This is a genomic window from Shewanella putrefaciens, assembly GCF_016406305.1.
Classification (GTDB): Bacteria; Pseudomonadota; Gammaproteobacteria; order Enterobacterales; family Shewanellaceae; genus Shewanella; species Shewanella putrefaciens_C.
The window spans coordinates 121,030-147,547 of record NZ_CP066369.1; the positions used below are offsets into that span (position 1 = coordinate 121,030).

General features: G+C 48.4%; 25 protein-coding genes. 18 read left to right on the forward strand and 7 right to left on the reverse strand.

Features of this window, described 5'->3' with window-relative positions; translation table 11 throughout:
• Nucleotides 1-184 precede the first annotated feature (184 nt).
• The gene (locus tag JFT56_RS00530; RefSeq protein WP_198781853.1) at nucleotides 185-1,252 is read left to right on the forward strand and encodes a type I restriction endonuclease; all 1,068 of its coding nucleotides are present in this window, start codon (nucleotides 185-187) and stop codon (nucleotides 1,250-1,252) included.
• Nucleotides 1,253-1,495: 243 nt separating this feature from the next.
• Here the strand turns inward: JFT56_RS00530 and JFT56_RS00535 are convergent, their stop codons facing one another.
• From JFT56_RS00535 to hslR, 6 genes are all read right to left on the reverse strand, one after another.
• Nucleotides 1,496-2,743 (reverse strand): glutamate-5-semialdehyde dehydrogenase, encoded by a 1,248-nt coding sequence (locus JFT56_RS00535; protein WP_198781854.1) that lies wholly within the window; start codon nucleotides 2,741-2,743, stop codon nucleotides 1,496-1,498.
• A complete protein-coding gene (gene proB, locus JFT56_RS00540; RefSeq protein ID WP_198781855.1) occupies nucleotides 2,740-3,861 on the reverse strand; it encodes a glutamate 5-kinase in 1,122 nt (373 codons plus the stop codon). Before proB ends, JFT56_RS00535 begins: the two co-directional genes overlap by 4 nt.
• Nucleotides 3,862-3,870: 9 nt before the next feature.
• On the reverse strand, nucleotides 3,871-5,367 hold the full coding sequence (gene putP / locus JFT56_RS00545; RefSeq protein ID WP_198781856.1) for a sodium/proline symporter PutP: 1,497 nt from the start codon (nucleotides 5,365-5,367) through the stop codon (nucleotides 3,871-3,873).
• Nucleotides 5,368-5,789: 422 nt separating this feature from the next.
• Nucleotides 5,790-7,331, reverse strand: coding sequence for a phosphoenolpyruvate carboxykinase (locus JFT56_RS00550; protein ID WP_198781857.1), 1,542 nt, complete (start codon nucleotides 7,329-7,331; stop codon nucleotides 5,790-5,792).
• A 199-nt stretch (nucleotides 7,332-7,530) separates the two neighbouring features.
• Entirely contained in the window at nucleotides 7,531-8,391 is an 861-nt protein-coding gene (gene hslO, locus JFT56_RS00555) for an Hsp33 family molecular chaperone HslO (RefSeq protein ID WP_198781858.1), read from the reverse strand.
• Between the two features lie 32 nt (nucleotides 8,392-8,423).
• The gene (hslR, locus tag JFT56_RS00560) at nucleotides 8,424-8,822 is read right to left on the reverse strand and encodes a ribosome-associated heat shock protein Hsp15 (protein ID WP_198781859.1); all 399 of its coding nucleotides are present in this window, start codon (nucleotides 8,820-8,822) and stop codon (nucleotides 8,424-8,426) included.
• A 250-nt stretch (nucleotides 8,823-9,072) separates the two neighbouring features.
• On the opposite strand from hslR, the gene gspC reads away from it, so the two are divergent.
• From gspC to JFT56_RS00620, 12 genes are all read left to right on the forward strand, one after another.
• The gene (gspC, locus tag JFT56_RS00565; protein WP_198781860.1) at nucleotides 9,073-9,996 is read left to right on the forward strand and encodes a type II secretion system protein GspC; all 924 of its coding nucleotides are present in this window, start codon (nucleotides 9,073-9,075) and stop codon (nucleotides 9,994-9,996) included.
• A gap of 24 nt (nucleotides 9,997-10,020) precedes the next feature.
• Nucleotides 10,021-12,138, forward strand: coding sequence for a type II secretion system secretin GspD (gspD, locus tag JFT56_RS00570; RefSeq protein ID WP_198781861.1), 2,118 nt, complete (start codon nucleotides 10,021-10,023; stop codon nucleotides 12,136-12,138).
• Nucleotides 12,131-13,696: a type II secretion system ATPase GspE gene (gene gspE / locus JFT56_RS00575; RefSeq protein WP_198781862.1), complete on the forward strand. Its 1,566-nt coding sequence runs from the start codon at nucleotides 12,131-12,133 to the stop codon at nucleotides 13,694-13,696. The genes gspD and gspE overlap by 8 nt, the downstream gene beginning before the upstream one ends.
• Before the next feature lie 3 nt (nucleotides 13,697-13,699).
• Entirely contained in the window at nucleotides 13,700-14,923 is a 1,224-nt protein-coding gene (gene gspF, locus JFT56_RS00580; protein ID WP_198781863.1) for a type II secretion system inner membrane protein GspF, read from the forward strand.
• Between the two features lie 63 nt (nucleotides 14,924-14,986).
• Complete coding sequence (gene gspG / locus JFT56_RS00585) at nucleotides 14,987-15,421, forward strand: type II secretion system major pseudopilin GspG (RefSeq protein WP_269819998.1); 435 nt, start codon at nucleotides 14,987-14,989, stop codon at nucleotides 15,419-15,421.
• Nucleotides 15,422-15,994, forward strand: a complete 573-nt coding sequence (gene gspH / locus JFT56_RS00590; RefSeq protein WP_198781864.1) for a type II secretion system minor pseudopilin GspH — start codon at nucleotides 15,422-15,424, stop codon at nucleotides 15,992-15,994.
• The gene (gene gspI, locus JFT56_RS00595) at nucleotides 15,981-16,349 is read left to right on the forward strand and encodes a type II secretion system minor pseudopilin GspI (protein ID WP_198781865.1); all 369 of its coding nucleotides are present in this window, start codon (nucleotides 15,981-15,983) and stop codon (nucleotides 16,347-16,349) included. The genes gspH and gspI overlap by 14 nt, the downstream gene beginning before the upstream one ends.
• Entirely contained in the window at nucleotides 16,330-17,106 is a 777-nt protein-coding gene (gene gspJ, locus JFT56_RS00600; RefSeq protein ID WP_198781866.1) for a type II secretion system minor pseudopilin GspJ, read from the forward strand. The genes gspI and gspJ overlap by 20 nt, the downstream gene beginning before the upstream one ends.
• On the forward strand, nucleotides 17,103-18,101 hold the full coding sequence (gspK, locus tag JFT56_RS00605) for a type II secretion system minor pseudopilin GspK (RefSeq protein WP_198781867.1): 999 nt from the start codon (nucleotides 17,103-17,105) through the stop codon (nucleotides 18,099-18,101). The genes gspJ and gspK overlap by 4 nt, the downstream gene beginning before the upstream one ends.
• 47 nt (nucleotides 18,102-18,148) lie before the next feature.
• Entirely contained in the window at nucleotides 18,149-19,336 is a 1,188-nt protein-coding gene (gene gspL, locus JFT56_RS00610) for a type II secretion system protein GspL (RefSeq protein WP_198781868.1), read from the forward strand.
• Nucleotide 19,337: 1 nt separating this feature from the next.
• A complete protein-coding gene (locus JFT56_RS00615) occupies nucleotides 19,338-19,814 on the forward strand; it encodes a type II secretion system protein M (RefSeq protein WP_198781869.1) in 477 nt (158 codons plus the stop codon).
• A gap of 13 nt (nucleotides 19,815-19,827) precedes the next feature.
• A complete protein-coding gene (locus tag JFT56_RS00620; protein ID WP_198781870.1) occupies nucleotides 19,828-20,589 on the forward strand; it encodes a type II secretion system protein N in 762 nt (253 codons plus the stop codon).
• A gap of 67 nt (nucleotides 20,590-20,656) precedes the next feature.
• On the opposite strand, the gene yrfG is transcribed toward JFT56_RS00620, so the two are convergent.
• Nucleotides 20,657-21,319 (reverse strand): GMP/IMP nucleotidase, encoded by a 663-nt coding sequence (gene yrfG / locus JFT56_RS00625; RefSeq protein WP_198781871.1) that lies wholly within the window; start codon nucleotides 21,317-21,319, stop codon nucleotides 20,657-20,659.
• Nucleotides 21,320-21,451: 132 nt separating this feature from the next.
• On the opposite strand from yrfG, the gene JFT56_RS00630 reads away from it, so the two are divergent.
• From JFT56_RS00630 to JFT56_RS00650, 5 genes are all read left to right on the forward strand, one after another.
• A complete protein-coding gene (locus tag JFT56_RS00630; protein ID WP_198781872.1) occupies nucleotides 21,452-22,051 on the forward strand; it encodes an aspartyl/asparaginyl beta-hydroxylase domain-containing protein in 600 nt (199 codons plus the stop codon).
• Nucleotides 22,029-24,020 (forward strand): phytanoyl-CoA dioxygenase family protein, encoded by a 1,992-nt coding sequence (locus tag JFT56_RS00635; RefSeq protein ID WP_198781873.1) that lies wholly within the window; start codon nucleotides 22,029-22,031, stop codon nucleotides 24,018-24,020. The genes JFT56_RS00630 and JFT56_RS00635 overlap by 23 nt, the downstream gene beginning before the upstream one ends.
• Nucleotides 24,017-25,141 carry a sulfotransferase family protein gene (locus tag JFT56_RS00640; RefSeq protein WP_198781874.1) on the forward strand — a complete coding sequence of 375 codons (1,125 nt, stop codon included), beginning with the start codon at nucleotides 24,017-24,019 and terminating at the stop codon, nucleotides 25,139-25,141. The genes JFT56_RS00635 and JFT56_RS00640 overlap by 4 nt, the downstream gene beginning before the upstream one ends.
• Nucleotides 25,142-25,414: 273 nt before the next feature.
• Nucleotides 25,415-25,906, forward strand: a complete 492-nt coding sequence (locus JFT56_RS00645; RefSeq protein WP_198781875.1) for a GNAT family N-acetyltransferase — start codon at nucleotides 25,415-25,417, stop codon at nucleotides 25,904-25,906.
• An 83-nt stretch (nucleotides 25,907-25,989) separates the two neighbouring features.
• Nucleotides 25,990-26,511, forward strand: coding sequence for a phage tail protein (locus JFT56_RS00650; RefSeq protein WP_198781876.1), 522 nt, complete (start codon nucleotides 25,990-25,992; stop codon nucleotides 26,509-26,511).
• Nucleotides 26,512-26,518: the final 7 nt, after the last annotated feature.

Consider the following 26,518-nt stretch of genomic DNA (forward strand, 5'->3'; position numbering starts at 1 on the left):
AATTTCGGTATTTCTCTGTAACCTTTAAAGCATAATTTTAATGCCTATAGTAAGTGCATATAAGAGTGCTAATGGAATATGAATCAATTACCTGCATGGCCAACTTTGCAAAGTTATTTGGTACTCCGTACTGATCTAAGATAATGTAGTTTGGTACTAATACCCAAACATAGAGGGCAATGAGATGGATTTTATTGAACGTATAAATGTACTCGCAAGACGCATACCACAAATTCAAAATAACCTACTAACAGAAGAAGCCACTAAAAATGCGCTGATTATGCCGTTTTTAGACAAAGTCTTAGGCTGGGATGTATATGATCCAACAGAAGTAATACCAGAATTTACGGCTGATACGGCCAGTAAAAAAGGCGAGAAAGTTGATTACGCTCTAATGAAAGATGGTGAAGTACAAATACTGATAGAGTGTAAAAAATACGGTGAGAAGCTCACAATAAAACACGCATCCCAACTGTTTAGATACTTTTCTGTCACCAACGCCCGTCTAGCCATACTCACCAATGGGGCTGAATATCAAATATTTACTGATTCAGACGCCCCAAACAAAATGGATGAAAAACCATTTTTAAAATTTGATCTTGAAAGCATAGATGAGCACATTATTCCTGAAGTAAAAAAGCTTGCTAAATCAGTATTTAATATAGATTCAATAGTTAGTAGTGCTGGCGAGCTAAAATACTTAAGCCAAATAAAAAAAATTATTGCAGAACAATTTAAAGAACCTGAAGAAGAATTCGTAAGATTCTTTGCTTCACGTAGCTATGAAGGCACGCTAACCCCAAAAGTAAAGCAGCAGTTTTACGACATTACCCACAAAGCACTTATGCAATTCTTAAGTGATAGCATCAATGAGCGCTTAAAAACAGCATTAAGCAATGACAAAGCAGCGTCAGAAGCCCAGCAGCAAGAAGTCATTGTAAAAACCGAAGATGAAAAAGCAAAAGTTGTAACAACAAGCGAGGAAATAGAAGGTTACAACATAATAAAAGCAATACTTAGACAGAAAGTAGACTTAAGCCGAGTAATCGCAAGAGATACCCAAAGCTACTTTGGTATATTGCTCGATGACAATAACAGGAAGCCACTCTGCCGTTTACATTTCAATGCCAAACAAAAATACTTAGGTATCATAGGTCCGGATAAAGATGAAACACGACATCCAATTGATAAACTTGATGATATTTTCAATTTTAGTGAGCAATTACTAAATACAGCTACTTTTTACGAATAAAAGAATACAGTAGAGAAATTTAATGCTCCACCCATTGTAAAATTATTCATAATGTATAGTTGTAAAAAATCTATAATTTTATTAATTGGTTAGGTAGGTTAAGCACTGGCATGTAAGTGACCGTTGGCGGCATGGATGCCGCCGTCGAGCCCTCAGGGACGAGTTAATGGCGTGTCACTGGAATGCCAGTGCTTAATCATTTGCAGGGCTCACAATCAGTAAATCCCGTTCTGCTAATAATCGCTAAGCCCTAATCTGCCCTGTGCCTGAAACTAAAAACTTTTCCGTGGTTAGGGCTTCGAGTCCCATGGGGCCGTAGGCATGTAGCTTAGTGGTGGCTATGCCGATTTCGGCGCCGAGGCCGAGTTCGCTGCCATCGGAAAAACGCGATGAGGCATTGACCATCACCACTGCGGCATCCACTGTGCGTTGAAAGCGGGCGGCGGTGAGTTCATTGTCGGTGCAAATCACCTCGGTATGATGGCTGCCAAACTTGTCGATATGTTGGGTGGCGACTTCAAAGCTGTCGACTTGGCGAATGGCTATCTCTAAGTCCAAGTATTCTTGGCCAAAATCCTCTTCTGCCATATAAGTGCAGGCGTCGAAATACGCGGCGGCTTGGGGGCAAGCATTGATCTTAACTTGATGCTCCGCCAGTGCTTTGGCGACACGGGGCAGGAATCGCGGCGCGATATCCTTATGCACTAACAAGCCTTCGAGGGCATTGCACACTCCCGTGCGTTGGGTTTTGCCATTGAGCAGCAAATCCAAGGCGATATCTTGATTGGCGTCTTTATCCACATATAAATGGCACACGCCCTTAAAGTGTTGAATAACCGGAATGCTGCTGTTTTCAGTCACATAATTAATCAGTCCTTCGCCACCTCGGGGGATGATCACATCGATAAACTCCCGCTGTTGCATCAGCTCTAACATCAGGGCGCGGTCAGGATTTGGGATCACGCTGATAAGTGCTTTAGGTAAGCCATAGGCAGTCAGTACCGCCTGTAAAATGTTGGCTATCACTTGGCTGGTGTGCAGTGCTTCTTTACCGCCACGCAGGATCACCGCATTACCGGATTTAAAGCACAATGCGCCGGCATCGGCGGTGACATTCGGGCGCGCCTCATAAATCATACACACCACGCCGAGTGGCACACGCATCTTGCTGATCGACAAGCCATTTGGCCGTTTTCCTATATAACGCTCGCGGCCAACGGGATCGGGCAGGGCGGCGATGGTTTCTATCCCTTGCGCCATGGCCTCGATGCGATCTTGGTTTAAGGTGAGGCGATCGACCATGGCAGGACTTAGGTTGTCCTGTGTTGCGCGGTGCACATCAATCAGGTTCGCACTTTGTATATCATAGGTTTTTTCCCTTAATAAGCGCGCCATATCCAGTAAAACGGTATTTTTTAACGACTCATCGAGTTGGGCGAGTGTGCGGGCCGCATGGGCGGCATCGGCAGATATTTGTTTGATTAGGCTCATAGTTTATCCACTCCAATGGATTTAAGAATGGCGATATTCTTATCGGAAATAATCGGTCCGGTTTTTTGCTGGAATTCACTGGCAAACGCCTGATCATCCTGCTCGGTAATAAAGCTCAGTAGGCAACTGCTGTAGTTGGATTTGGCTTTCGCCAACTTAGTGCCATCGCCTTTACGCACTAGAATGGTGTCGCCTACTGAAAAATCCCCTTTTACTTCAACCACATCATCGCTGGTTAGCTGCTCGCTATGCTGATCGAGTGCGAGATTAAAATCATCCTCGACGATCACTTCGCCCTGCGCTTGCGAGGTGTGGGTCATCCAATGCAAATGTTCCTGCATCGGTTTCTCGTAGGGGGTAAAGAGGGTGCCCGGATTTTGCCCCTTTAGCAGTTGGCTAAAGGAGTCGGCATTAAAGCCATTGATAATAAAGGTCTCAATGCCATGGGAGATGGCTTTCTCAGCGGCTTGGATCTTAGTGCGCATACCACCCGTGCCAACATCGCTGCTGGCGCCTCCCGCCATGGCGTAGATCTCGGCATTGATTTCAGTCACTTGCTTGATCAATTTGGCAGTGGGATGCTCGTGGGGATTTTGATCATAGAGCCCATCCACATCCGAGCAAATGATCAAGGTATCGGCATCGGCCGCAGCCGCCACCATGGCCGAGAGATTATCGTTATCGCCAACCTTAAGTTTGTCGGCGGTCACGGCGTCATTCTCATTGATAATCGGCATTAAACCGTGTTCGAGCAGGCTAAAAATGGTGTCTCGAATACTGATATAACGCTCGCGATTACGTAAATCGCCATGGGTCAGCAGCAATTGGGCGGTCGGAAAATCAAATAGCTTATTCCACGTCGCCATCATATCCGCCTGACCCGCTGCCGCCATGGCTTTCTTAACTGTCACGCTGGGTTTTTCGTCAGTACCAAAATGATGCCACCCGGCGGCAACCGAGCCGGATGAAACCAAAACCACTTGTATCCCTTGGACGCGGCAGTAGGTAATAAACTGCGCGATGCCCAAGAGATAATGGCTACTGCAACCTTGCTTGTGGGGCGCGATTAAGGCGCTCCCCACTTTGACGACGATACGTTTACGGGGAGAGTCTGTCATAACGCCTCCTTAGCTTTCCTCGGCCAATACACGACCGGCCTGATGGAATTGCTGGGTGGTTTTAGGACAAGGATCGGTATCGAATCGGCTGACGAGGTAGATAACAGTGCTGCTCACCACGAAGCCTGGGATCATCTCATACACTAAGCTGCTCAAGGTCTTACCGTCGGCCAGCACTGGCGCGTAAATCCAAAAGAGTACCGTGAATGCGCCCGAGATAATGCCCGCGATCGCCGCTTTATGGGTGAGGTTCGCTTTATACAAACTAAACAATACCAGCGGACCAAAGGCGGCGCCAAAACCTGCCCAAGCGTTACTCACCAGGGAGAGGATGTTGTTAGAGCGGTCGAGCGCCAGCAAGGTAGCCACTATCGCCACACCAGCAACCCCGTAACGACCCATTTTCACCATCTCTTTTTCGCTCGCGTCTTTCTTCGAGAGGGTGCGGTAAATATCTTCGGTCAACGAACTCGAAGAGACTAATAGCTGCGATGAAATTGTGCTCATAATCGCCGCTAAAATCGCTGCCAGAAGGAAGCCGCTGACCAAGGGGTGGAACAGTAACTCTGAAAACACGATAAAGATGGTTTCAGGGTCTGACAGTTTCATCCCAAATTTATTGGCGTAGGCGATACCGACTAATCCCGTCGCTAAGGCGCCGATAATGGTCACTGTCATCCAACTGATGCCGATGCGTCTCGCGGTTTTAATGTCGGCAACCGAGCGGATCGCCATAAAGCGCACAATAATGTGCGGCTGGCCGAAATACCCAAGCCCCCAGGAGAGGCTAGAGATTAGCCCAAGCAGCGTTACATTTTGCATGGCATCGGTAAAATGCGGGATCGACTGATAGGCAAAGTTCATCATGCGATCTGCGCTGGTAAATTCTTGATAGGCCACGAAAGGCACTAAGATTAAGGCGACAAACATAATGCAGCCTTGCACAAAGTCGGTGAGGCTGACGGCTAAAAATCCCCCCAGCAGGGTGTATGACACTACTACGGCTAAGGTAACGACTAGGCCGATATCGTAGTTCAGCCCAAAGGCGGATTCGAATAATTTACCGCCCGCGACTAAACCCGCCGAGGTATAGAGGGTAAAAAAGATCACTATGATCACCGCGGCAATAATGCGAATACTGTTATCGGCCTGACCAAAGCGTTTGGCGAAGAACTCAGGAATAGTCAGCGCGTTATCTGCGACCTCAGTATAGACCCGCAATTTAGGGGCTACTACCAGATAATTGATTAGAGCACCGATTAATAATCCGAGGGCGATGTAGAGGGTTTCAAACCCAACGAGAAACATAGCGCCGGGTAGTCCCATCAGCATCCAGCCACTCATATCCGAGGCGCCGGCCGAGAGTGCAGTGACCTGCGGGCTGACTTGGCGGCCACCCAAAATATAGCCGGATACATCATCGGTCGACTTGCGATAGGCGAACAAACCAATAGCGAGCATGGCAATAAAGTAAATAGCCAATGAAACGTAAGAGAGGGAGTTCATCGATCATCTCCTCCTAGTGCTTTGTTATCGCTAATGAAACACTGTTTCAAAATGACTAAGAGGTAGGTACTTAACAGGGCATATAAACAGAAATATTGAATGGATTCGGTGAGGTGTTCCCAGAGGGAACCTATAGCCTGTGAGATGGGATTTTCATCTGCAGCATGTACCGCTGACATAATGTCTCCTTAGTTTTAAATGTGAATTAGGGAAAGAAATAGCGCTAACATAATATGCGCACCAGCTATCTATTAAGACGTTTTAGAGACAAAAATTCAACCTAAAATTAAATTTCTTTCGTTTTTTTAAGAGATAAATGCGGGTAAATCACCTAAAAAAGTACGATATTCACGCCCAATAAAAAGCGCCGATCCATTACTGGATCGGCGCTTTTTTTACTTATAATTCTGCAGTTTAAGTGCTTATGCTTTGGGGCCTGCGTTGCGGATAGCGTCGGATACTTGATACTTAGCGAAGTTTTTTGTAAAAGCTTCGGCCAGTTTTTGAGCATATTCGGCGTATAGCGCTTTATCGCTCCAGGTATTCATTGGATTGAGTAAATTGCTATCCACACCCGCCACAGCGACAGGAACGGCAAGGTTCAAGGTGTCTAAGTGGACGGTTTCAACATCTTTCAACTCACCGCTGACAATCGCATCGACGATAGCGCGGGTCGTTGGAATATCGAAACGCTTACCAACGCCATGCGGACCGCCTGTCCAGCCAGTGTTGACTAAGTACACTTGGCTGCCGAAGGACTCAATGCGCTTCATGAGCAGTTCAGCATACACGCCTGCAGGGCGAGGGAAGAAAGGCGCGCCGAAGCAAGTTGAGAAGGTCGATTGAATGGCCGAGGTTGAGCCGATTTCAGTCGAACCCACCTTGGCGGTATAACCCGACAAGAAGTGGTACGCCGCCTGCTCTTTGCTCAGGATAGAAACCGGTGGCAATACGCCAGACACGTCGCAGGTTAAGAACACTACCGCATGGGGCTCGGCGCCACGGTTATCTTCTTTACGCTGGGCGATATGCTCTAGCGGGTAGGCCGCGCGGGTGTTTTCCGTCAGGCTGCCGTCTTTGTAGTTTGGCACGCGATGTTCATCCATCACGACGTTTTCGAGCACAGTGCCGAAACGAATCGCATCCCAAATCACGGGCTCATTTTTTTGGCTTAAATCGATACATTTAGCGTAGCAACCGCCCTCGATATTAAATACGCCGCCCGGTGCCCAGCCGTGTTCATCGTCACCAATCAGGAAACGTTTTGGATCGGCCGATAGCGTGGTTTTACCCGTGCCAGATAGGCCGAAAAATAGCGTAGTGTCGCCATCTTTACCTACGTTGGCCGAGCAGTGCATAGGGAGCACACCTTGGGCGGGTAGCAGGAAGTTCTGCACCGAGAACATAGACTTTTTCATTTCGCCGGCGTATTTCAGGCCCGCGAGCAGCACTTTGCGTTCGGCGAAGTTTAAGATCACCGCCGCCTCTGAGTTGGTGCCGTCGCGCGTTGGATCGCAGACAAAGTCAGGGGCATTAATGATTTGCCATACGGGCTTATCTTGGCGGTTAAATTCTTCTGGAATGATAAAAAGGTTGCGGGCAAACAGTTGATGCCAAGCGTATTGAGTGGTGACTCTTACTGGCTGATAGTGTTCTGCATCTGCACCCACTTCGAGGTCGGAGACAAACAGCTCTTTATCGGCGAGGAAGGCCTCTACCCGCGCCCATAAACCTTCAAAGGCACCCGCATCAAATGCTTGGTTAACTGGGCCCCATTCGATATCGGCTGCCGAACCGGGTTCTTTTACAATAAAACGATCGCCGGGTGAACGGCCTGTGCGTGCCCCTGTTTTTGCGACTAATGCGCCATTGGCGGTCAATTCACCTTCGCCGCGTAGCAGGGCAAATTCGACCAGTTGTGCTGTTGAAGGGTTGTAGTGAACGCGGTGTAATCCATCTGCCATAGTGAGGTCTCCATGTATTTGTATTTATAAGGTTATTTTTATTATCGATCGTCTGCCGATTTGTTTATTTATCACCCGAGTCACGCTCTGGGACAAAGTGTGGCGATTGTAGCCTAAGCGGGGAGTAAAGTGTGAGCTAGATCGCTGCGGAATAAAAAAATGGGCACAAAAATGTGCCCATTTTTAATTAATCTATTGATTACTGTTGGGTATTTGCCGATTGACCGTTGGCGAATATTGCCGCTATATCTATGCCATCGAACACATAGTTTGCGTTGCAGTATTCACAACCCATAGCGACATTGCCATCTTCGGCCAGAATGGCTTCAACTTCGGCGCGGTCGAGAGTCTTGATTGCCGCGGCGCTGCGCTCCCGTGAACAAGTGCACTTAAAGCTCACCTCGATAGGGTCGAATAGGCGCACTTCTTCCTGATGATACAAGCGGTGTAATACGTCCTGCGCCTCTAAAGTGAATAACTCTTCGGCTTTAATGGTCGAGGTTAACTGGCTCAAATGCTCGAAGTCATGGTTGTGATCTTCTTGGCTTGGCAGAATTTGTAGGAACATCCCCGCCGCTTGTTTACCGTCAGCAAATAACCAGAGTGAGGTAGGCAACTGCTCAGATTGATTGAAGTATTCCTCAACACAGGCGGCCAATGTGGGCTTGTCTAATGCCACAACCCCTTGATAGCGCTCACCTTCATCTGGCGTGAGGGTGATTACCATATAGCCTTCGCCAAAGAGATCGGCAAGGTTAGCGTCATCGGCTAATGCGCCATCCCAGCGTGCCACGCCGCGGAGTTGTTGCAGGTTATTTCCGTTGATCACCGCCAGTGACACTGGGCCATTTCCCTGTAACTGAACACTGATATCCCCACTGAACTTTAAGGTGGCGGTTAACAATGAGGTCGCGGCCATCAACTCGCCGAGCAAAACCTGTAGCACTGGGGGATAAGCATGTGAACCTATCACATGTTGATAGCTGTCTTGCAGTTGTACCAGTTCGCCACGCACATCGGCATTGTCGAACAGGTAGCGGTGTAAAATATCTTGGTTCATCTTGTGTCTCACTATTGAGTAACTTTTAAAGCCTAGAAGTCTTTAAACCGAATGAGCTGACGTCGTTGCTTCTTATCCGGTTTATGGTCTGGCGCAGGATTATTGAGTATGTTCAATCGCCTCGCTTCGGCGTTTACCGCGCGTTTTGCCACACTGGCTGCCGTTTCTTCGTACAATTCTTGCGCAATTGACGCACTTTGGCGCAATTCTGATAATTTTTTTATGACGATCTCTTTGTCGTCATATCCCTGGCGTATCTTAAGGACGGCACCTATCTCGGCATTCTTACTAGATTTGGCGCGCGCGCCGTTGTAATGTACTTTGCCGCCATTGATCATTTCCTTGGCAATGGCGCGGGTTTTGTAAAAACGCGCGGCCCACAGCCATTTGTCGAGTCGAACACTGGTGTTGTCGCTAGCACTTTGCGTCATAGTGTCTCCAAGATAAAAGATCGATGAGTTCACATGCTGAGTAATAAAATGCGTGAGTCGCATTTCTATTATGTTAAAGGGAGGCATGCTTCACACCCTTTTAAGGCGGGCAAAGTTAGCATAATTGGGCAATTTTCGCCAATTGCAATACTGTTATGGGGTTGTTGCCAAATGCAGCCTAGGTTAGCATGTGGCGGGCATTATTATTACCTAATCAGAATAGAGACCTGTATTGAGGGTCCACATAAATATGGATTTATTAGATAAAGTTATCGCGAAAGCCGCCGGTATCCCACATAAGCCATTGAGCCAGTTTGTTTTCTGGCTAGGTTTAGTGGCGAGTTTACTGTTAGCCGCGCAAATTACATGGAAACTCGTACCGACAACCTCATCCCCAAGCGCTTGGTCCCCGACGGCCGTGACGACTGGAAAAGGGGCTGGGCAAGTCGATCTCGCCGCTCTGCAGCAACTGGGACTCTTCGGCACTGCCGCGCCTAAATCCGAGCAACCTAAGGCTGAAGTCGTTGAAACTGTGACCGATGCACCTAAGACGACCCTGTCTATCCAGTTAACGGGTGTGGTGGCTTCGACGGCCGATCAAAAGGGCCTCGCCATTATCGAATCCAGTGGCAGTCAAGAAACCTACAGCCTTGGCGATAAGATTAAAGGCACCTCAGCCTCACTCAAAGAAGTCTACGCCGACCGTATTATTATCACTAACGCAGGCCGCTATGAGACCTTGATGCTCGACGGTCTAGTCTATACCAGTCAAAGCCCCGCCAATCAGCAGTTACAAAAAGCCAAGGGCGATAAAGTTGAAGTCGCCAGCCGTGTCGATCAGCGTAAAAATGCAGAAATCTCCCAAGAGTTGGCCGAATCCCGCAGCGAGCTATTGGCCGACCCCAGTAAAATTACCGATTACATCGCCATTTCTCCGGTAAAACAGGGTGAAAATGTGGTCGGCTATCGTCTGAACCCCGGCAAAGATGTCAATTTATTTAAACAAGCAGGCTTTAAAGCCAATGACTTAGCTAAATCGATTAATGGATATGACCTGACCGTGATGAGTCAGGCATTAGAAATGATGAGCCAATTACCTGAGCTAACTGAAGTTTCCATTATGGTTGAGCGGGAAGGACAATTGGTTGAAATCATGTTTAGTTTGCCGCAATAACACGCGTTAGAGGAAAGTAAAATAATGAATAACAAAAGGATTCGACGCAAACTGATTGCCGGAGTTGTGGCGGGCGCCGCCATGTTTACCTCCCAATTTGTTTGGTCCGAACAATATGCGGCCAACTTTAAAGGCACCGATATCCAAGAATTTATCAACATCGTTGGTAAAAATCTGAATAAGACCATTATTGTTGACCCAACGATACGCGGCAAAATCAACGTGCGCAGTTACGACTTGCTGAACGATGAACAGTATTACCAATTTTTCCTCAACGTCCTGCAGGTCTACGGCTATGCCATAGTCGAGATGGAAAATAACGTCATTAAGGTCATCAAAGACAAAGACGCTAAAACCGCTGCTATCCGTGTTGCCAACGACAACGACCCTGGCCTTGGGGATGAAATGGTGACCCGTATTGTGGCGCTGTATAACACAGAGGCGAAGCAACTCGCGCCGCTGCTGCGTCAGTTAAACGATAACGCCGGTGGCGGCAACGTAGTTAACTACGATCCGTCAAACGTGTTGATGCTCTCCGGCCGTGCCGCCGTGGTGAATAAGTTAGTGGAAATTGTTCGCCGCGTGGATAAACAGGGCGATACCTCGGTACAAGTGGTGCCGTTAGAGTTTGCTTCTGCCGGTGAGATGGTACGGATTATCGATACCCTCTACCGTGCAACGGCGAACCAATCGCAATTACCCGGTCAAGCGCCAAAGGTGGTCGCGGATGAGCGTATTAACGCCGTTGTGGTGAGTGGCGATGAAAAGAGCCGCCAGCGTGTGGTTGAGCTTATCCACCGCCTCGATGCCGAGCAGGCGAGCACAGGCAATACTAAGGTACGTTATTTACGCTATGCCAAGGCGGAAGATTTAGTTGAAGTGCTGACCGGTTTTGCGCAAAAACTGGAAGGTGAAAAAGATCCAAGCGCCCAGGCTGGAGCTAAACGCCGCAATGAAATCAACATTATGGCGCATACCGATACCAATGCTCTGGTGATCAGTGCCGAGCCAGATCAAATGCGTACCATAGAAAGTGTGATCAACCAGCTCGATATTCGTCGTGCCCAGGTACTGGTTGAAGCCATTATCGTGGAAGTCGCCGAGGGGGATAACGTTGGCTTTGGTGTGCAATGGGCCTCGAAAGCCGGTGGCGGTACTCAGTTTAATAACCTAGGTCCAACCATAGGCGAAATCGGCGCGGGTATCTGGCAGGCACAGGGAGAAGATGGGGATACAGTCACGACTATCGATGGTAATGGTAATCCTGTCACGACAACGAATCCGGATACTAAGGGTGATATCACCCTGCTAGCCCAAGCGTTGGGTAAAGTTAACGGTATGGCTTGGGGTGTGGCCATGGGTGACTTTGGCGCGCTGATCCAGGCCGTCTCGAGTGACACTAACTCTAACGTACTCGCAACGCCTTCTATCACTACCTTAGATAACCAAGAAGCCTCGTTTATCGTCGGTGATGAAGTCCCTATCCTGACGGGGTCAACTGCTAGCTCGAACAACAGTAACCCATTCCAAACCGTTGAGCGGAAAGAGGTTGGGGTGAAGCTTAAAGTGGTGCCTCAAATTAACGAGGGCAACGCCGTTAAACTGGCTATCGAGCAAGAAGTCTCCGGTGTCAATGGCAACACGGGCGTGGATATCTCCTTCGCTACCCGGCGTTTAACCACCACAGTGATGGCCGATTCGGGTCAAATTGTGGTGCTTGGTGGTCTGATCAACGAAGAAGTGCAGGAAAGCGTGCAAAAGGTGCCTTTCTTGGGTGATATTCCTATCCTAGGTCATCTGTTCAAATCTTCTTCCAGTAAGAAGACCAAGAAGAATCTGATGATCTTTATTAAGCCAACCATTATCCGTGATGGTGTGACTATGGAAGGGATCGCGGGTCGCAAATATAACTATTTCAGAGCCTTGCAGCTTGAGCAGCAGGAGCGTGGTGTCAATCTAATGCCGGACACTCAAGTGCCAGTATTAGAGGAGTGGAACCAGTCTGAATACTTGCCACCGGAAGTGAACGATATTTTAGAGCGTTACAAAGAAGGTAAAGGCCTAGATACCCAGATGCGTAAAACGGACTCTACCCTCAAGACGCTGGATGAAAGCAAAAAGAAAGATGAAGCCAATGAGTGAGATACAAGTATCCCAAGTCGAGGATTTAAGCCTAGTGTCGAATGAGCTAGGTCTTGAAGCCGAGGGTGATGAGGTATTTCGCTCCAGCAGTAAAGAGCGCTTACCCTTCGCCTTCGCCCATCGCCATGAGGTGATTTTAGCCTATGGTGAAAATGGCGAGCTGAGCTTGTTTTATACCGCTAAAACTCCTTTGGCCGCCATGCTCGAAGCGCGCCGTTATTCGGGTGTGGATTTACCCTTAGTGCAGCTCGAGGCGGGTAAATTTGAGGCTAAGTTAACCCAGGCCTATCAGGCTAATTCCTCAGAAGCCCAGCAACTGATGGAAGATATTGGCAACGAGATGGATTTATTCACCCTTGCCGAAGAGTTGCCGCAAACCGAAGATCTACTTGAGGGCGATGATGATGCCCCCATTATCAAGCTGATCAACGCCTTGTTATCTGAAGCCATTAAAGAAGAAGCCTCGGATATCCATATTGAGACCTACGAGAAACAACTGGTAGTGCGTTTTCGTATCGATGGCGTACTCAAGGAAGTACTTAAGCCAAACCGTAAGCTGTCGTCACTGTTAGTGTCGCGGATTAAGGTCATGGCGCGCCTCGATATTGCCGAGAAGCGCGTGCCCCAGGACGGCCGTATTTCCCTGCGAATTGCGGGCCGTGCGGTGGATGTGCGGGTATCGACTATGCCATCGAGCCACGGTGAGCGGGTAGTGCTGCGTTTACTCGATAAAAACGCCGGTAATCTTGATTTAAAACAATTAGGTATGACGGATGGCATCCGCGTGAAGTTCGATGAACTTATCCGTCGTCCCCACGGCATTATCTTAGTCACTGGCCCAACGGGTTCGGGTAAGAGTACGACGCTATATGCGGGTCTTACCGAAATTAACTCCAAAGATACCAACATTTTAACCGTTGAAGATCCGATCGAATATGAATTAGAAGGCATAGGTCAAACCCAAGTTAACACTAAGGCGGACATGACCTTCGCCCGTGGTCTGCGGGCGATTTTGCGTCAAGACCCAGACGTGGTGATGATAGGTGAGATCCGTGACCTTGAAACCGCGCAAATTGCGGTGCAGGCGTCACTGACGGGGCATATGGTGATTTCGACTCTGCACACTAACACCGCATCCGGTGCTATTACCCGTTTGCAGGATATGGGTGTCGAGCCATTCCTCGTATCCTCGAGCTTGCTTGGTGTCTTGGCCCAGCGCTTGATCCGCACTCTATGTCCAAAATGTAAGACAGAGCATGTGCCCGATGAGCGTGAACGCGAGTTGCTGGGAATTACAGCAGATGACCCACGCCATATTTTCCGTGCCAATGGCTGTAAGGCCTGCGGTAGTAGCGGTTATCGCGGCCGTACAGGTATCCACGAGTTATTGCTGGTGGATGATAATGTGCGCGAGCTTATTCACGGCGGTCGCGGTGAGTTAGCGATCGAGAAATATATTCGTCAGTTTGTACCGAGTATTCGCCACGATGGCATGAGTAAAGTGCTCTCAGGCATCACCACACTCGAAGAAGTGCTCAGGGTGACCCGCGAGGAGTAAGCTATGCCAGCATTCGAATATAAGGCGCTGGACGCCAAGGGAAAGCAACTCAAGGGCGTGATAGAGGCGGATACCGCTAGACACGCCCGCAGCCAATTGCGCGATCAGCGCATGATGCCGTTGGAAATTCTCCCCGTCACCGAGAAAGAGGCTAAAGCCAAGAGCAGTGGTTTTGCCTTCTTTAAGCGGGGGATTTCGGTCGCTGAACTTGCACTGATCACCCGCCAAATTGCCACCTTAGTTGCTGCCGGTTTGCCCATTGAGGAATCCCTCAAAGCGGTCGGGCAACAGTGTGAAAAGGACCGTCTGGCGAGCATGATTATGGCGGTGCGCTCTAGGGTCGTAGAGGGCTATAGCCTAGCGGACTCCCTCGCAGAATTTCCGCATATTTTTGATGATTTATACCGCGCCATGGTGGCCTCGGGTGAAAAGTCCGGTCACTTAGAAGTCGTGCTCAATCGGCTTGCCGATTACACCGAACGCCGCCAACAACTCAAATCTAAGCTGCAGCAGGCGATGATCTATCCCATAGTGTTAACGCTTGTGGCTATCGGGGTTATTTCGGTATTACTTGCGGCTGTGGTGCCTAAGGTGGTGGGGCAATTCGAGCACATGGGGGCCGAACTGCCAGCGACGACTCGCTTCTTGATTGCCGCCTCGGACTTTGTGCAAAATTATGGCCTGTTTTTGGTGCTGGCGATTGTGATGCTGTTCGTTGTGTTTCAGCGGATGTTGAAATCGGCGGCATTTAGGATGAAATACCACAGTTTTTTGCTGAAAATGCCCGTCATTGGCCGAGTCAGTAAAGGCTTAAATACCGCGCGTTTCGCCCGCACCTTAAGTATCTTATCGGCCAGTTCGGTACCTTTGCTCGATGGCATGCGTATCGCCAGCGAAGTCTTACAGAATGTCAGGGTTCGGGCTGCCGTGGATGATGCCACCGCTCGGGTCCGGGAAGGAACTAGCCTAGGCGCCGCGTTGACTAACACTAAGCTGTTTCCAGCAATGATGTTATATATGATTGCCTCGGGAGAGAAGAGTGGCCAGCTAGAACAGATGTTAGAGCGGGCTGCGGACAACCAAGATAGGGAATTTGAGGGGAATGTGACTATTGCCCTTGGGGTATTCGAACCTATGTTGGTGGTGAGCATGGCGGGGGTTGTGCTCTTTATCGTGATGGCAATTTTGCAACCTATATTGGCGCTAAACAATTTGATTAGCGGTTAATTTTTTAGATTTATGGGCCATGGACATTCTGTAATGGCGCCGATTTTTTAGGAGAAGTAATAGATGCAAATGAACAAAAAACACCAAGGTTTTACCTTACTCGAAGTGATGGTGGTGATCGTTATCCTCGGTATTTTAGCCTCTATGGTGGTACCAAACTTAATGGGTAACAAAGATAAAGCCGACCAACAAAAAGCCGTATCTGACATAGTCGCACTCGAAAATGCCTTAGATATGTACAAGTTAGATAACGGTGTCTATCCAACGACTGAGCAGGGTTTAGAAGCCTTAGTGCAAAAGCCAACCATTTCACCAGAACCGCGTAATTACCGCGATGAAGGTTATGTAAAACGTTTGCCACAGGATCCATGGCGCAATAACTATCTGTTGTTGAGCCCAGGCGAAAACAGCAAGCTCGATATCTTCAGCGCGGGCCCTGATGGCCAACCAGGTACCGAGGATGATATCGGTAACTGGAACCTACAGAACTTCCAATAGATGTTAAAACTGCGTCACGCCGGCTTCACCTTAATGGAGGTGATGCTGGTGATCCTGCTAATGGGACTCGCCGCTGCCGCGGTGACTATGTCTATTGGCAATTCTGGGCCACAACAGGCGCTAGAGAGAACGGCGCAGCAGTTTATTGCCGCCACTGAATTAGTGCTCGATGAAACGGTATTGAGCGGTTATTTTGTCGGTATTGTGGTTGAAAAAACCAGCTATCAGTTTGTGTATTATAAAGACAGTAAATGGCACCCACTGGAGAAAGACAGAATACTGTCTGAAAAACAGATGGATCCGGGCGTCACCCTCAATCTGGTGCTCGACGGTTTGCCCTTAGTGCAAGAGGATGAAACTGACGAATCTTGGTTTGAAGAGCCACTGATAGAGCCTTCGGCTGAGGATAAGAAGAAACACCCTGAGCCACAGATCCTGTTGCTACCGAGCGGTGAAATGAGCGCCTTTGAACTCAGCTTTATTGCAAAGACAGACCAAGGCGAAATCGATGTATTGGTTGTTGGTGATGCACTTGGTCGCGTAACCCTAGGACGCCCCGATGAAGCACTCTAAGGGCATGACCTTACTCGAAGTGATTGTGGCGCTGGCGGTGTTTTCTATCGCGGCTGTGTCGATCACTAAGAGCCTAGGTGAGCAGATGGCGAATATGCCGATTCTGGAATCCCGTACCTTGGCCCAATGGGTGGCAGATAACCAAATGGTGGACGCCAGACTCGATCCCCAATTTCCGGAGCTTGGCAAAAAAGAAGGGCAGGTAGAACTGGCGGGTAAGGATTGGTATTGGCGCAAGGAAGTAGTGAAAACCACGGATGATAACTTTCGCATGATCCGTATTAGCGTCAGTGAAGATGAGCGTTATCAGCGTATTGCAGCACAAGTGAGCAGTTATGTCCTTAAAACGAACTAAGGCTCACGGGGGGTTTACCCTGCTAGAAATGCTGATCGCAATTGCGATTTTCGCCATGATAGGTTTGGCCGCCAATGCGGTATTAAGCACAGTATTGACTAACGATGAAGTGACAAAAAACTTCTCGGTTCGTTTAAAGGCATTGCAGCAAGGCTTTGGCGCGATAGAGCGTGACCTGAGCCAAATGGTGGCACGTACCCCCAGATTACTTGAAGGTGGCCGCGGTAATACAGTCTTTCAGACCGGTAATGATATTTTAGAATCGGAGTCTGAGGCCTTAGTCTTCTACCGATTAGGCTGGCTCAATCCCGACGGTTTGCTGCCCCGCGGTAGTTTGCAGTCTGTGGCCTATGTCGTGCGGGAAGGGCGATTGGAGCGTTGGTATTTTCCCTATCCAGAACCCGAATTTGGTGCCGAGCCGCTTAAAACGGTGATTATCGACAAAGTGTTATCGGTGGAATACTCCTTCTTTATGGAAGATAAATGGGAGCGTAAAGTCGAGGCGACTAAGCTACCTAAAGCTATTGCGATGGAAATTGAAATTGAAGGTTTAGGCAAAATCCAGCGTAAGTTTATGCTGCCGCTGGGTGCTAGCGCACCAGAGAAGTCTCAGGATGACGATAATAAAGACGAAAATCCGGACGATGCGAACAAAGATAAAGATGATGATGGCAGTGGTGATGGTTCGGATGATGGCTCGGGTAATGGTTCCGGCGATTCTGGAGAAGGTGATCCTGATGCAGAGGGCCGCGAATGAGAATCCAGTCTCGGTCTAAACAACGCGGCGTTGCCTTGATTGTGGTACTGCTGATCGTGGCCTTAGTGGTGATCATTGCCACTAACATTACCAGTCGCAATCAGTTGTCGATGCGCCGAACCTTAAACTTAGCCCAGTACGATCAAGCCTATTGGTACGCGATATCGGCCGAAGAGTTAGCGAAGAAGATCCTTAAGCAGGATTTAGAGGACTCAGAAGGACGGGTGCACAGGCAGCAATATTGGGCGATGAGTGATGTGGTTTTTCCGGCTGAACATGGTGAAATTGGCGGCAAAATCACCGATATGCGGGCCTGTTTTAATTTAAATGCCCTGTCGGTCACCACGAAAGAACTGGAAAACGGCCAACCTAAACTGCCCTTAGCGGCGAGACAATATAAGGCATTATTAACCAGTTTAGGGATGGATGATTTTACCGCAGATCATCTAACGCAAACACTGAAAGATTATGTCGATGAAGACACTGTGGCGAGTCCCTATGGCGCCGAAGATGCGGAATACGAAGCTCGAAATGTTCCCTATCGTGCGGCGAATACCCTGATGAACCACCGCAGTGAGTTAAGGGCAGTGATAGGTTACACCCAAGATATTTATCTGAAATTATTGCCCTATATTTGTGTTATTCCGGGGAATGATAGACAACTGCTCAATGTAAACACCCTAGAGGTTGAGCAAGCCGCATTACTCGCCGCCATGGTCGATAACCAGATCTCCATCGGTGAAGCGGAAAGTGTTATCAATCAACGCCCAGGTGATGGTTTTGCCAAGATTGATGATTTTTATGGCTCCTCCTCCATGGGGTCGATCAAGTGGGAAGATGCGATGAAGTCCAGTTTTGTGGTGGACAGTCAGTATTTCCTCCTCGCCTCCGGCGCTAAGGTCGACAACGCCATCTTTAGGATGGAGAGCGTGCTCAAAACGAGCAGCGGTAACAAAATCGATGTGCTCACCCGTCAGTTTGGTGGACAAAAATAATAGCAAACACGCTCAACCTTTAAGGTTGAAGCTGGTGGAGAAAAACTGTGAGTGAACGGCTATTTATTCGCTTAGGCAGAACCGCAGAGCAGGCTTGCTCTTGGTTGGTATGGTCCGAGCAAGAACAAGAGATTATCGCCTCTGGCGAACTTGCCAACGCCCAAGGTTTATCAAGCTTAACCGAGCGGGCGGGAAATCGTCCCATCGATGTGCTTGTGCCAGCCTCGGCGATGACATTAACCAGCGTGAATCTGCCTGAAAAAGGCCAGCGCCAAGCCCTAAAGGCACTGCCTTTTATGCTGGAAGAATCCATCGCCGATGATGTAGATGCCATGCATTTTACCGTTGGGCCGCGGAGTGGCGACGCGTTAAGTGTGATTGCGGTTGCCCACGAGCAAATGCAAACTTGGCTGAATTGTTTGACCGAAGCGGGGTTAAAGGTCAAACGTATCGTCCCAGATTGTTTAGCCTTGCCATTGCAGGAATGCCAATGGGCGGCAATGAATTTTGGGAATGAACTGCTGCTGAGAACGGGCCTTGGCACGGGACAGAGCCTGCCTCTGCCTTGGCTGCCAGTGGCGATGAAACAACTCGTCGAAAAAGGGCAAGAAGTCTCAGTGGCGAGCTATACCGAGATGGCCCTCGAAGGTGTGGAGCTTAAACCTCAACCTTTAGATCTGCCGATGTTAGTGCTCGCTCGTGGCATTTTACATGCGCCCGTTAATTTACTCACGGGGGTGTATACGCCCAAGCGCGAGTACAGTAAGCAGCTACTCCAATGGAAAAATGCCGCAATCGTGCTTGTTGTCGCTTGTCTGTTGGCATTAGTGAACAAAGGGCTGACCATCTACCAAGTGAACGGCCAGATTGCCGATCTAAAAGCCCAGAGCGAGTCCATTTATCAACAGGTGGTGCCGGGGAATTCTCGGATAGTGAACCTACGTTCGCAGATGGAAAGCCAATTGCGCTCCTTACAGGGACAAGGCAGTGGCGCCGAGTTTTTTGCGATGCTCGATGGTTTGCGTGATGCCTTTAAACAAGTGCCAGAACTCAAACCAAACACCTTAAGATTTGAGAGCGCCCGCAACGAGATCCGTATGCAAGTCACCGCCAAGGACTACGCGCAAATTGAGAAGTTTAAAGAGATTGTTGGCCGTCGTTTCCAAATGGATGGCGGCACTATGAATAGCGGTGAAGATCAAGTCACCAGCACCTTAACTTTGAGGAGCAAATAAGATGGATAATTTGCGGACTTGGTGGCAAGGGCTTGCATCCCGTGAGCAACAGTTAGTCGGGTTTGGTGGCGTATTTTTAGTGGTGGGAGTGCTCTATTGGGGCATTTGGGCGCCCATAGCCCAGGCTGAGGCCGATGCACTGCGTAATCTTAGTGCACAGCAACAGACCTTAAACTATGTAAAACAGACGGCTAATAAAATTGCAGGCCTTAAGCAAGCAGGGGCTAAACCTAGCGCCTCTGGGAGTTTAAGTTCAGTCGTTAACCAAACAGCGGGCAACTATGGGTTAGTGATCACTCGCATGCAACCCCAGGGCGATAAGATCCAAGTGTGGATGGACGATGTGCCATTCGATGCCTTGCTCGGTTATCTTGGCGAGCTAGTGCAAACAAAGGGTTTGTCCCTTGAGAGTGTGGATTTGGCGGAGGCCGACGCGCCAGGTTATGTCAAAGTGAGACGCATCCAATTAGCGCAATAGGTAAGGTGTAGTTGTGAGCTTGATAAAAAAAATCATCATAGGCGTACTGATTTATTTAGTCTTTTTAGTGGCATTATTCCCGGCCAACATAGCGCTGAGCCTAGCACCATTGCCTGCAAACGTGAAAGTGTCAGGGGTGAGTGGCAGTATTTGGTCCGGTAGTATTGAGAGCTTGAACCTACAGCAAAGACAACTTGAGCAAGTGCGTTGGGAACTGAGTCCTTGGGCATTGTTGTTAGGTAAAGCGCGCGTCGATATCCAAGTCGGCAGCCGCGCAACCCCCGTAAGTGCTAAAGGGATTGTGACTTGGTCTATGGGCGGAATTAGCGCCCAGGGTTTACGCTTCGAAGCGCCCGATAGTTTCTTGATTGGCAACGCTAAGCTGCCCTTTAGGACCGAGATCCAAGGTGAGGTGAGTCTGCTGGTTGAAACCCTAGAACAGGGCAAGCCTTGGTGTGAGCAGTTAACGGGCAAACTGTTTTTAAATCAAACCAATGTGAAAAACCAATTTGGCGATTACCCGCTTGGCAATATCGAACTCGGCCTAAGTTGTGTTGACGGTAAAGCGCAACTCGCCACCGATGAGAGCAAAAACCAACTGGGGATTGTCGGCACGCTGCAGTTGGATGAAGGCAATATGCTTAAGGTTGCGGCTAAGATTAAAGAAACCAATCAGCAGCCAGAAGATATGCGTAACTCCTTAAGTATGTTAGGCAAACGTGGTAGTGATGGCTATTTCCCTGTGGTGTATCAAGGGCGAATTCCTGGGCTCTAAGCCTCTGTTGATAAGAACAGCAAAAAAGGCACCCCGTGGTGCCTTTTTTATGGGAGTCAATTCGGTACTAGCGGCGAAGATCATCCAAGAGCAAGTGGTAATCGTCAATCGCGGGGAAATCATTAAAGGCTTTGAGCGGCTTTTGGCTGTCGGGATTGCTGATCCCCAGTTGATGGGCCACTCCAGCGATGCGCGCAGCATTGAGTATAGGTTCACTGTCATCGATAAAGAGGCAACGGCTTGGATCTAAAGCAAATTTTTCAAACAATGTCTGCCAAAATTGTGGATGCTCCTTGGGATAACCCGTTTCATGGCTTGAGATCATGGCATCTAAGCCTATCGCAAGCTCAGTATGTTCAAGCTTTAGGGCGAGACTCTTAGGATGCGCATTGGTCACTAAAATCCGTTTTTTACCCGCCGCGGCAAGGGCATCGAGAAAGGGCATACTATCTTGGCGCAACTGAATACGATCAACCAAAGTGCGGTGTAGGCCCATAATGTCGAGCTGAAGCTGCGTCTGCCAATAGTCGAGACAATACCAATCCAGCGTACCCGCCACTTTACCATAGGCATCGACCACTAATTGCTGTGCTTGGTCGTGACTTATTCCCCTCTGTCTGCCCAACTCCTGTGGCACTAGGTTCAACCAAAAATGGTTGTCGAAGTGTAAATCGAGCAGGGTGCCATCCATATCGAGCAGTACAGTATCAATCGTCTTCCAGTCAAACATGGGTATTTCCTGTGTTGTTAAGCAGACCAAACTGAGTGTCTACAGGGATTTCAAGCAGTACATCTTGTATGCTGAACACTTTGTGCTAGGCTTGGTTAATTCATTTTTTGCCTATAAATAAGACACTTGGATATGGATATCTGCTCTTTTGCCCTATTAGATCAAGTTTCAAACCCCCTTAGTTTACAGCAAGAGCTAACCGCCTTGCTGCGGCAAAATTGGTTGCCCCATGTGAATCATAGTGATTATAGCGAAGGACACCAAGGGGGTTGGGATGTGCTACCTTTGCGCTGCGCCGTCGAGTATCAAACTGCACATCCTATCTTGCAAGCCTTTGCCATTACTGCTGGCAAACATTGGCAGAATTTACCTTGTCTAGATTCGAGCCCCACCTTACTCAGTTTACTTCAGTCATTAACTTGCCCGATTAAATCGGTACGTTTGATGCGATTGTATCCGGGCGCAGAGATCAAACCCCATAGAGATATAGGGCTCTGTTTAGCGCAGGGCGAAGCAAGATTGCACTTACCACTGCAAACCAATGATGCCTTAAATTTTTATGTGGATGGCAAGCGTGTGCCTATGCGGGCTGGAGAGCTTTGGTATATCAATGCCGATCAAGTCCATTGGGTCGAGAATAAAGGACAGGAAGCACGCATCAATTTAGTGATTGATTGTGAAGTGAATACTTGGCTAAGGGAATGGGTCTATGCCGCAAAAATCAGAGCTTGAATCCGGGCAGGGTGCAGATATTGCAATGTTAATACACTTCGCCAACGCGCTATTACAGGCCCCTTCGGCAGGGGAGGCTAAACGGCTTATCGACCCTATGCTGGTGCAATTATGTGCCATGACCGAGATTGAATTACACCCCGAGTATTTTTTGGATACAGAGGCGAGTATTACACCATTTGGTAAGGCGGTATCGCTCACGACTGCGGCCCAGTGCGCCGAAGATCCCGAACGCGGGCGGGTGTTTATACAGGGTATTTATCAAGCGATTCAGGATAAGCTAGCGCTAAATCCACGGCGTACGGTACAGATTTTATATGCGGGTACAGGGCCATTTGCTTGGCTACTATTGCCTCTGCTGCCGCTATTTTCTGCGAGTCAAATTCAAGTGACTTTGCTCGACATTCATCATGCCTCGTTAGATAAAGTCGCCAAGCTGATTAAACATTTTCAGTTAGCCGATCGTGTGGTGGCGTTTGTCTGCGCCGATGCTACCCTTTGGCAACCCGAACCGCAGCAAACCTTTGATCTCATTATCTCGGAAACCATGAAGCATCTGTTACAGCAGGAGCCTCAGGTGCAAATCTTTAGCCATCTACAGGCTTATCTTCGGGAAGGCGGTGGTTTGATCCCAGAGTCGATTGAACTGGACGCATGGCTCGATATTAAGGGCAAGGATCTTACCTATTTAGGGCCATTATTCCGCCTCGACTTGCCCAACGCCCGCCGGCTCAAGCAGGGAGATCTGAGCATATTGACGGGCAGTTTGCCGTTGCCAGACTTTCCTCCCCAAGCGGTTACCCTTAAGCTCACTACCCAAGTTCGAGTATATGGAGAGCATAGCTTAGCCGAAAATCAGTCCCAATTGACTCTGGAGCAATATAAAAAATCACTTAGGCTTAAGCCGTTGAGTCAAATTCGCTTTTGCTACCAACAGGGTGAGTATCCTGACTTTAAATTCGAGTATCAGGAGCACAAAATGGCACTGGCAGGGAGTGACGATTTAAGCTGTTTAGGCATTTATCATTTGCAGCGGCTCTGGCAAAAAGTACAGCTACGCAAACGGGGGGAGCCATTTACTGAACTGGTTAACGAATGGCGTTTAGATAAAGCCTTGCTCGATCTCTGTGGTGTGGGGTTAGAGCCTGGGATGAAAGTGCTCTACCAATATGATAACCAACAAGAATTTATCAATGCTATTCGACAGATCACTAAACTTACTGCCGCGGATATTGACGGTATTAATCAACACTTGCGTGACTTATCCCAAGGGACTGCGCCAACCCAAGTGAGCCTATCACCCCCGAGTAAAGTACTCAGCGATGCCCAACTTGCGTTTTGGCAGCGTGAAGGCTACTTAGTGATCCCTCAAGTGTTATCGGCAGAACAATGCGCCGCGACGCGGGCCTTGATTTGGCAACAGTTAGATGCGAATGAACAGGATCCTGCGACTTGGTATCAATCCCATGAATTTATGCAGAAAATTATGCTGCAGCTGTTTCGTCATCCCACTCTCGATAGGAATCGTCGGACGCCGTTAATCCGCCAAGTATTTGAGCAGTTGTGGCAGCGAACCGATCTGGTGATGACAACCGACAGAGTCAGCTTCAACCCCCCCGAAACTTCTGCATGGCATTTCCCTGGGCCCGGTATGCATTGGGATATGCCATTACAACTCCCCGTCGAGTTTGGCACCCAAGGATTAATTTACCTGACCGATACTAGCGCAGAGCAAGGTGCATTCTGTTGCGTCCCCGGATTCCATCTCAAGATAGAGGAGTGGCTGCGTAGTCAGAACAAGTCTGATATTGAGCTTCAGCAACAGAATTGGCTCGAGTGGCCGATTAAATTCATAGCCGCCAATGCCGGTGATTTAATCATTTGGCACCATGCCTTGCCCCACGGTGCGACCCCCAATCGGGCTAAACTGCCGCGCATGGTGCAGTACATTAACATGTATCCCTTATGAACCCTGAACAACACTATTGGTCGTTAGTCCATAACCCCGCAGCCTTGAGAGAGTTAGGCAAGGCGACGACTATGGTTGGGTTTTGCCAATATTTGCGGCGATTTTGGCGTTTGTCAGACTATGGTGATGAGGAACTGCTGGCGATTTTGTGGGCAGGGAATCGGCAAGTTTTAGCTCCAGATTTTTCCCTTTTATGCCAGTTTTGGGCGCCAGCAGACTATGATCCTAAGCGCAGAGTATTAGAGTGGATGTCCGCCGCAGAAAAACCGATTCACCCTTTCTACTCTGAGCATATTTCTGCCGTGCGGGGTCAGTTATTGTCTGCCTTGATCAAACCTAAAACCGCTCTCTTACCAGCGCTAAATCTTTCTGGACTGGTAAAACAAGTGCAGCCTGCCGGATTTATATTTCACCTCTCCCGCTGTGGATCTACCTTAGTGTCGCGCAGTTTTGCGGGGTTGCCTAAATGCAGGGTGTTATCTGAATCGCCTTTGTTGACTCAAGTGCTACTGGACAGGAGCCTATCAGACACACAGAGACGTGCGGCTTTAACATTTTGCATTGATACCCAAGGTCAGTTGTTTCATCCTGAACAGCATTTATTGATTAAATGGAATGCGTGGGATTTGCAGTTTTGGCCGTTGATCCTATCACTTTATCCTCAAGTTCCCGTGTTATTGCTACTTAGAGATCCCGTCGAGATCTTAGCCTCACAGCAAAAGTCTGCTGGATATCATATGGTGCGACAACCGTCTCGACCTTTATTCCGTGAATTATCAGTACCAGAGGAGGAGTCGATACTGGAGTATCAATGCAAGGTATTGCGCTTGTTATTGGGGTATGGGTTAGAGATGAGTCAGCGTAGCCAAGTGATGGTCGTGGATTATCAGGAGCTGTTACCCGTGATAGCGAATAAAATCGCAAACTGGTTTTCGTTGGCTCTCTCTCAAGAGGAGTGCAACCAAGTCGAACAATGCCAGTTAATACACTCTAAAACGGCCACGCAACCCTTTATGGCTGATTCACAATTTAAGCAAAGCTTTTTTACGGTTGAGCAAAAAGAACAGATCCACAGCTTTTGTAACTGGTCAAACCTTCACCATTTTGAAACCAAAAATTAACATGACTCTTGTATTTTAGAGTGACGTAAACTAGCTTTAGCCAATTGTGTATATTAAAAATATCAGAAAGTTAACATTTTTATTCTAGGGATGGAAAATACAATCATGTACTTTCAAGCCGTTAGCCGTTTTATTCTGCGAGCGCATTCCCCTGAATTACTCTTTAAATTTGCCATTCTATTTGTCGAATTGTGTTCGTTACCCCGAGCAGCCACGGCGAATTGATGAACTATAAAGCGCTGTTAGAGTTAACTATTACAGGGAATGTGTTTGATGGTAGAAGACATAGTGTTACCTAAAGCCTATTCATTGCGTTATGCCTATAAAAATGACGATGCTTTTGTATTTGCACTATTTTGTTCTGCAAAAACTGAACTGTCTCTATTACCGCTTTCCCCGCAGCAGCGAGAGCTGTTAGTGCAACAACAATACCGCTTACAGCAAGCGGGTTACGCTGCCCAATATCCTCAAGCTGTGACTCTAATCATTGAATATCAATCAATTCCTATTGGCAAAATCATGCTTAATCCCTCTGCTAACGGCGTACATATCGTCGACTTTGTCATCGCGCCGCAATTTCGGGGCTATGGTTATGGTTCAGTCATTTTGGATTCGGTAAAAGCCTATGCCCAAGCAAAAGAGGCGAGTGTGAGTCTAAGCGTCGATCGACAAAATATGCGTGCGAAACAGTTATACCTTCGCTTGGGTTTCTTTCCTTTTGAAATCTCGCCTACTCAAGAGTGGCTATCGTGGCCATCACCATAGGTAATGTTGTTTCGGGGTAGAGGAAATTTGTGTAATCAACCTGATGACGTTTAGACAGGTTTACTTTTAATAAGGAGTCATGGATGTCTGATTTTTTTCTCGGAGAAATTAAGCTTCTCCCCTACAACTGGGCACCTAAGTATTGGACTTTGTGTGCTGGGCAATTATTGCCCATCAACACCAACCAAGCGCTTTTTTCACTCTTGGGTACGACCTACGGTGGCGACGGTGTCAATACCTTTGCGTTGCCTGATTTACGGGGGCGCATACCGGTTCATCCTAATGTTAGTGCAGGTTTGCCTCAGGGCAGTAAGGCGGGTGCAGAAAATGTAACCCTAGTACCTAACAACCTGCCAGTACACAATCACCTCGTGATGGCCAGTTCTACTGCCGGCGATACCACGTTGTTTGCAGGCAATAATATTGCCGCCGCCAAAAATGCAGCAGGTGAGGTCAATCTGTATGGGTCCGCTGCAAGTTTACAAGCGTTGGACCCAGCAACGGTATCCAGTACCGGCGGCAATCAAGCCCATGAAAATTGCCAGCCTTCACTGGTGATGAATTATTGCATTGCCACTCAAGGCATTTACCCTTCACGTAACTAGAGGAGAA

Coding starts and splice junctions, on each gene's coding strand:
- JFT56_RS00530 (WP_198781853.1), top strand. CDS start 185: ATGGATTTTATTGAACGTATAAATGTACTCGCAAGACGCATACCACAA.
- JFT56_RS00535 (WP_198781854.1), bottom strand. CDS start 2,743: ATGAGCCTAATCAAACAAATATCTGCCGATGCCGCCCATGCGGCCCGC.
- proB (WP_198781855.1), bottom strand. CDS start 3,861: ATGACAGACTCTCCCCGTAAACGTATCGTCGTCAAAGTGGGGAGCGCC.
- putP (WP_198781856.1), bottom strand. CDS start 5,367: ATGAACTCCCTCTCTTACGTTTCATTGGCTATTTACTTTATTGCCATG.
- JFT56_RS00550 (WP_198781857.1), bottom strand. CDS start 7,331: ATGGCAGATGGATTACACCGCGTTCACTACAACCCTTCAACAGCACAA.
- hslO (WP_198781858.1), bottom strand. CDS start 8,391: ATGAACCAAGATATTTTACACCGCTACCTGTTCGACAATGCCGATGTG.
- hslR (WP_198781859.1), bottom strand. CDS start 8,822: ATGACGCAAAGTGCTAGCGACAACACCAGTGTTCGACTCGACAAATGG.
- gspC (WP_198781860.1), top strand. CDS start 9,073: ATGGATTTATTAGATAAAGTTATCGCGAAAGCCGCCGGTATCCCACAT.
- gspD (WP_198781861.1), top strand. CDS start 10,021: ATGAATAACAAAAGGATTCGACGCAAACTGATTGCCGGAGTTGTGGCG.
- gspE (WP_198781862.1), top strand. CDS start 12,131: ATGAGTGAGATACAAGTATCCCAAGTCGAGGATTTAAGCCTAGTGTCG.
- gspF (WP_198781863.1), top strand. CDS start 13,700: ATGCCAGCATTCGAATATAAGGCGCTGGACGCCAAGGGAAAGCAACTC.
- gspG (WP_269819998.1), top strand. CDS start 14,987: ATGCAAATGAACAAAAAACACCAAGGTTTTACCTTACTCGAAGTGATG.
- gspH (WP_198781864.1), top strand. CDS start 15,422: ATGTTAAAACTGCGTCACGCCGGCTTCACCTTAATGGAGGTGATGCTG.
- gspI (WP_198781865.1), top strand. CDS start 15,981: ATGAAGCACTCTAAGGGCATGACCTTACTCGAAGTGATTGTGGCGCTG.
- gspJ (WP_198781866.1), top strand. CDS start 16,330: ATGTCCTTAAAACGAACTAAGGCTCACGGGGGGTTTACCCTGCTAGAA.
- gspK (WP_198781867.1), top strand. CDS start 17,103: ATGAGAATCCAGTCTCGGTCTAAACAACGCGGCGTTGCCTTGATTGTG.
- JFT56_RS00615 (WP_198781869.1), top strand. CDS start 19,338: ATGGATAATTTGCGGACTTGGTGGCAAGGGCTTGCATCCCGTGAGCAA.
- yrfG (WP_198781871.1), bottom strand. CDS start 21,319: ATGTTTGACTGGAAGACGATTGATACTGTACTGCTCGATATGGATGGC.
- JFT56_RS00630 (WP_198781872.1), top strand. CDS start 21,452: ATGGATATCTGCTCTTTTGCCCTATTAGATCAAGTTTCAAACCCCCTT.
- JFT56_RS00635 (WP_198781873.1), top strand. CDS start 22,029: ATGCCGCAAAAATCAGAGCTTGAATCCGGGCAGGGTGCAGATATTGCA.
- JFT56_RS00640 (WP_198781874.1), top strand. CDS start 24,017: ATGAACCCTGAACAACACTATTGGTCGTTAGTCCATAACCCCGCAGCC.
- JFT56_RS00645 (WP_198781875.1), top strand. CDS start 25,415: ATGGTAGAAGACATAGTGTTACCTAAAGCCTATTCATTGCGTTATGCC.
- JFT56_RS00650 (WP_198781876.1), top strand. CDS start 25,990: ATGTCTGATTTTTTTCTCGGAGAAATTAAGCTTCTCCCCTACAACTGG.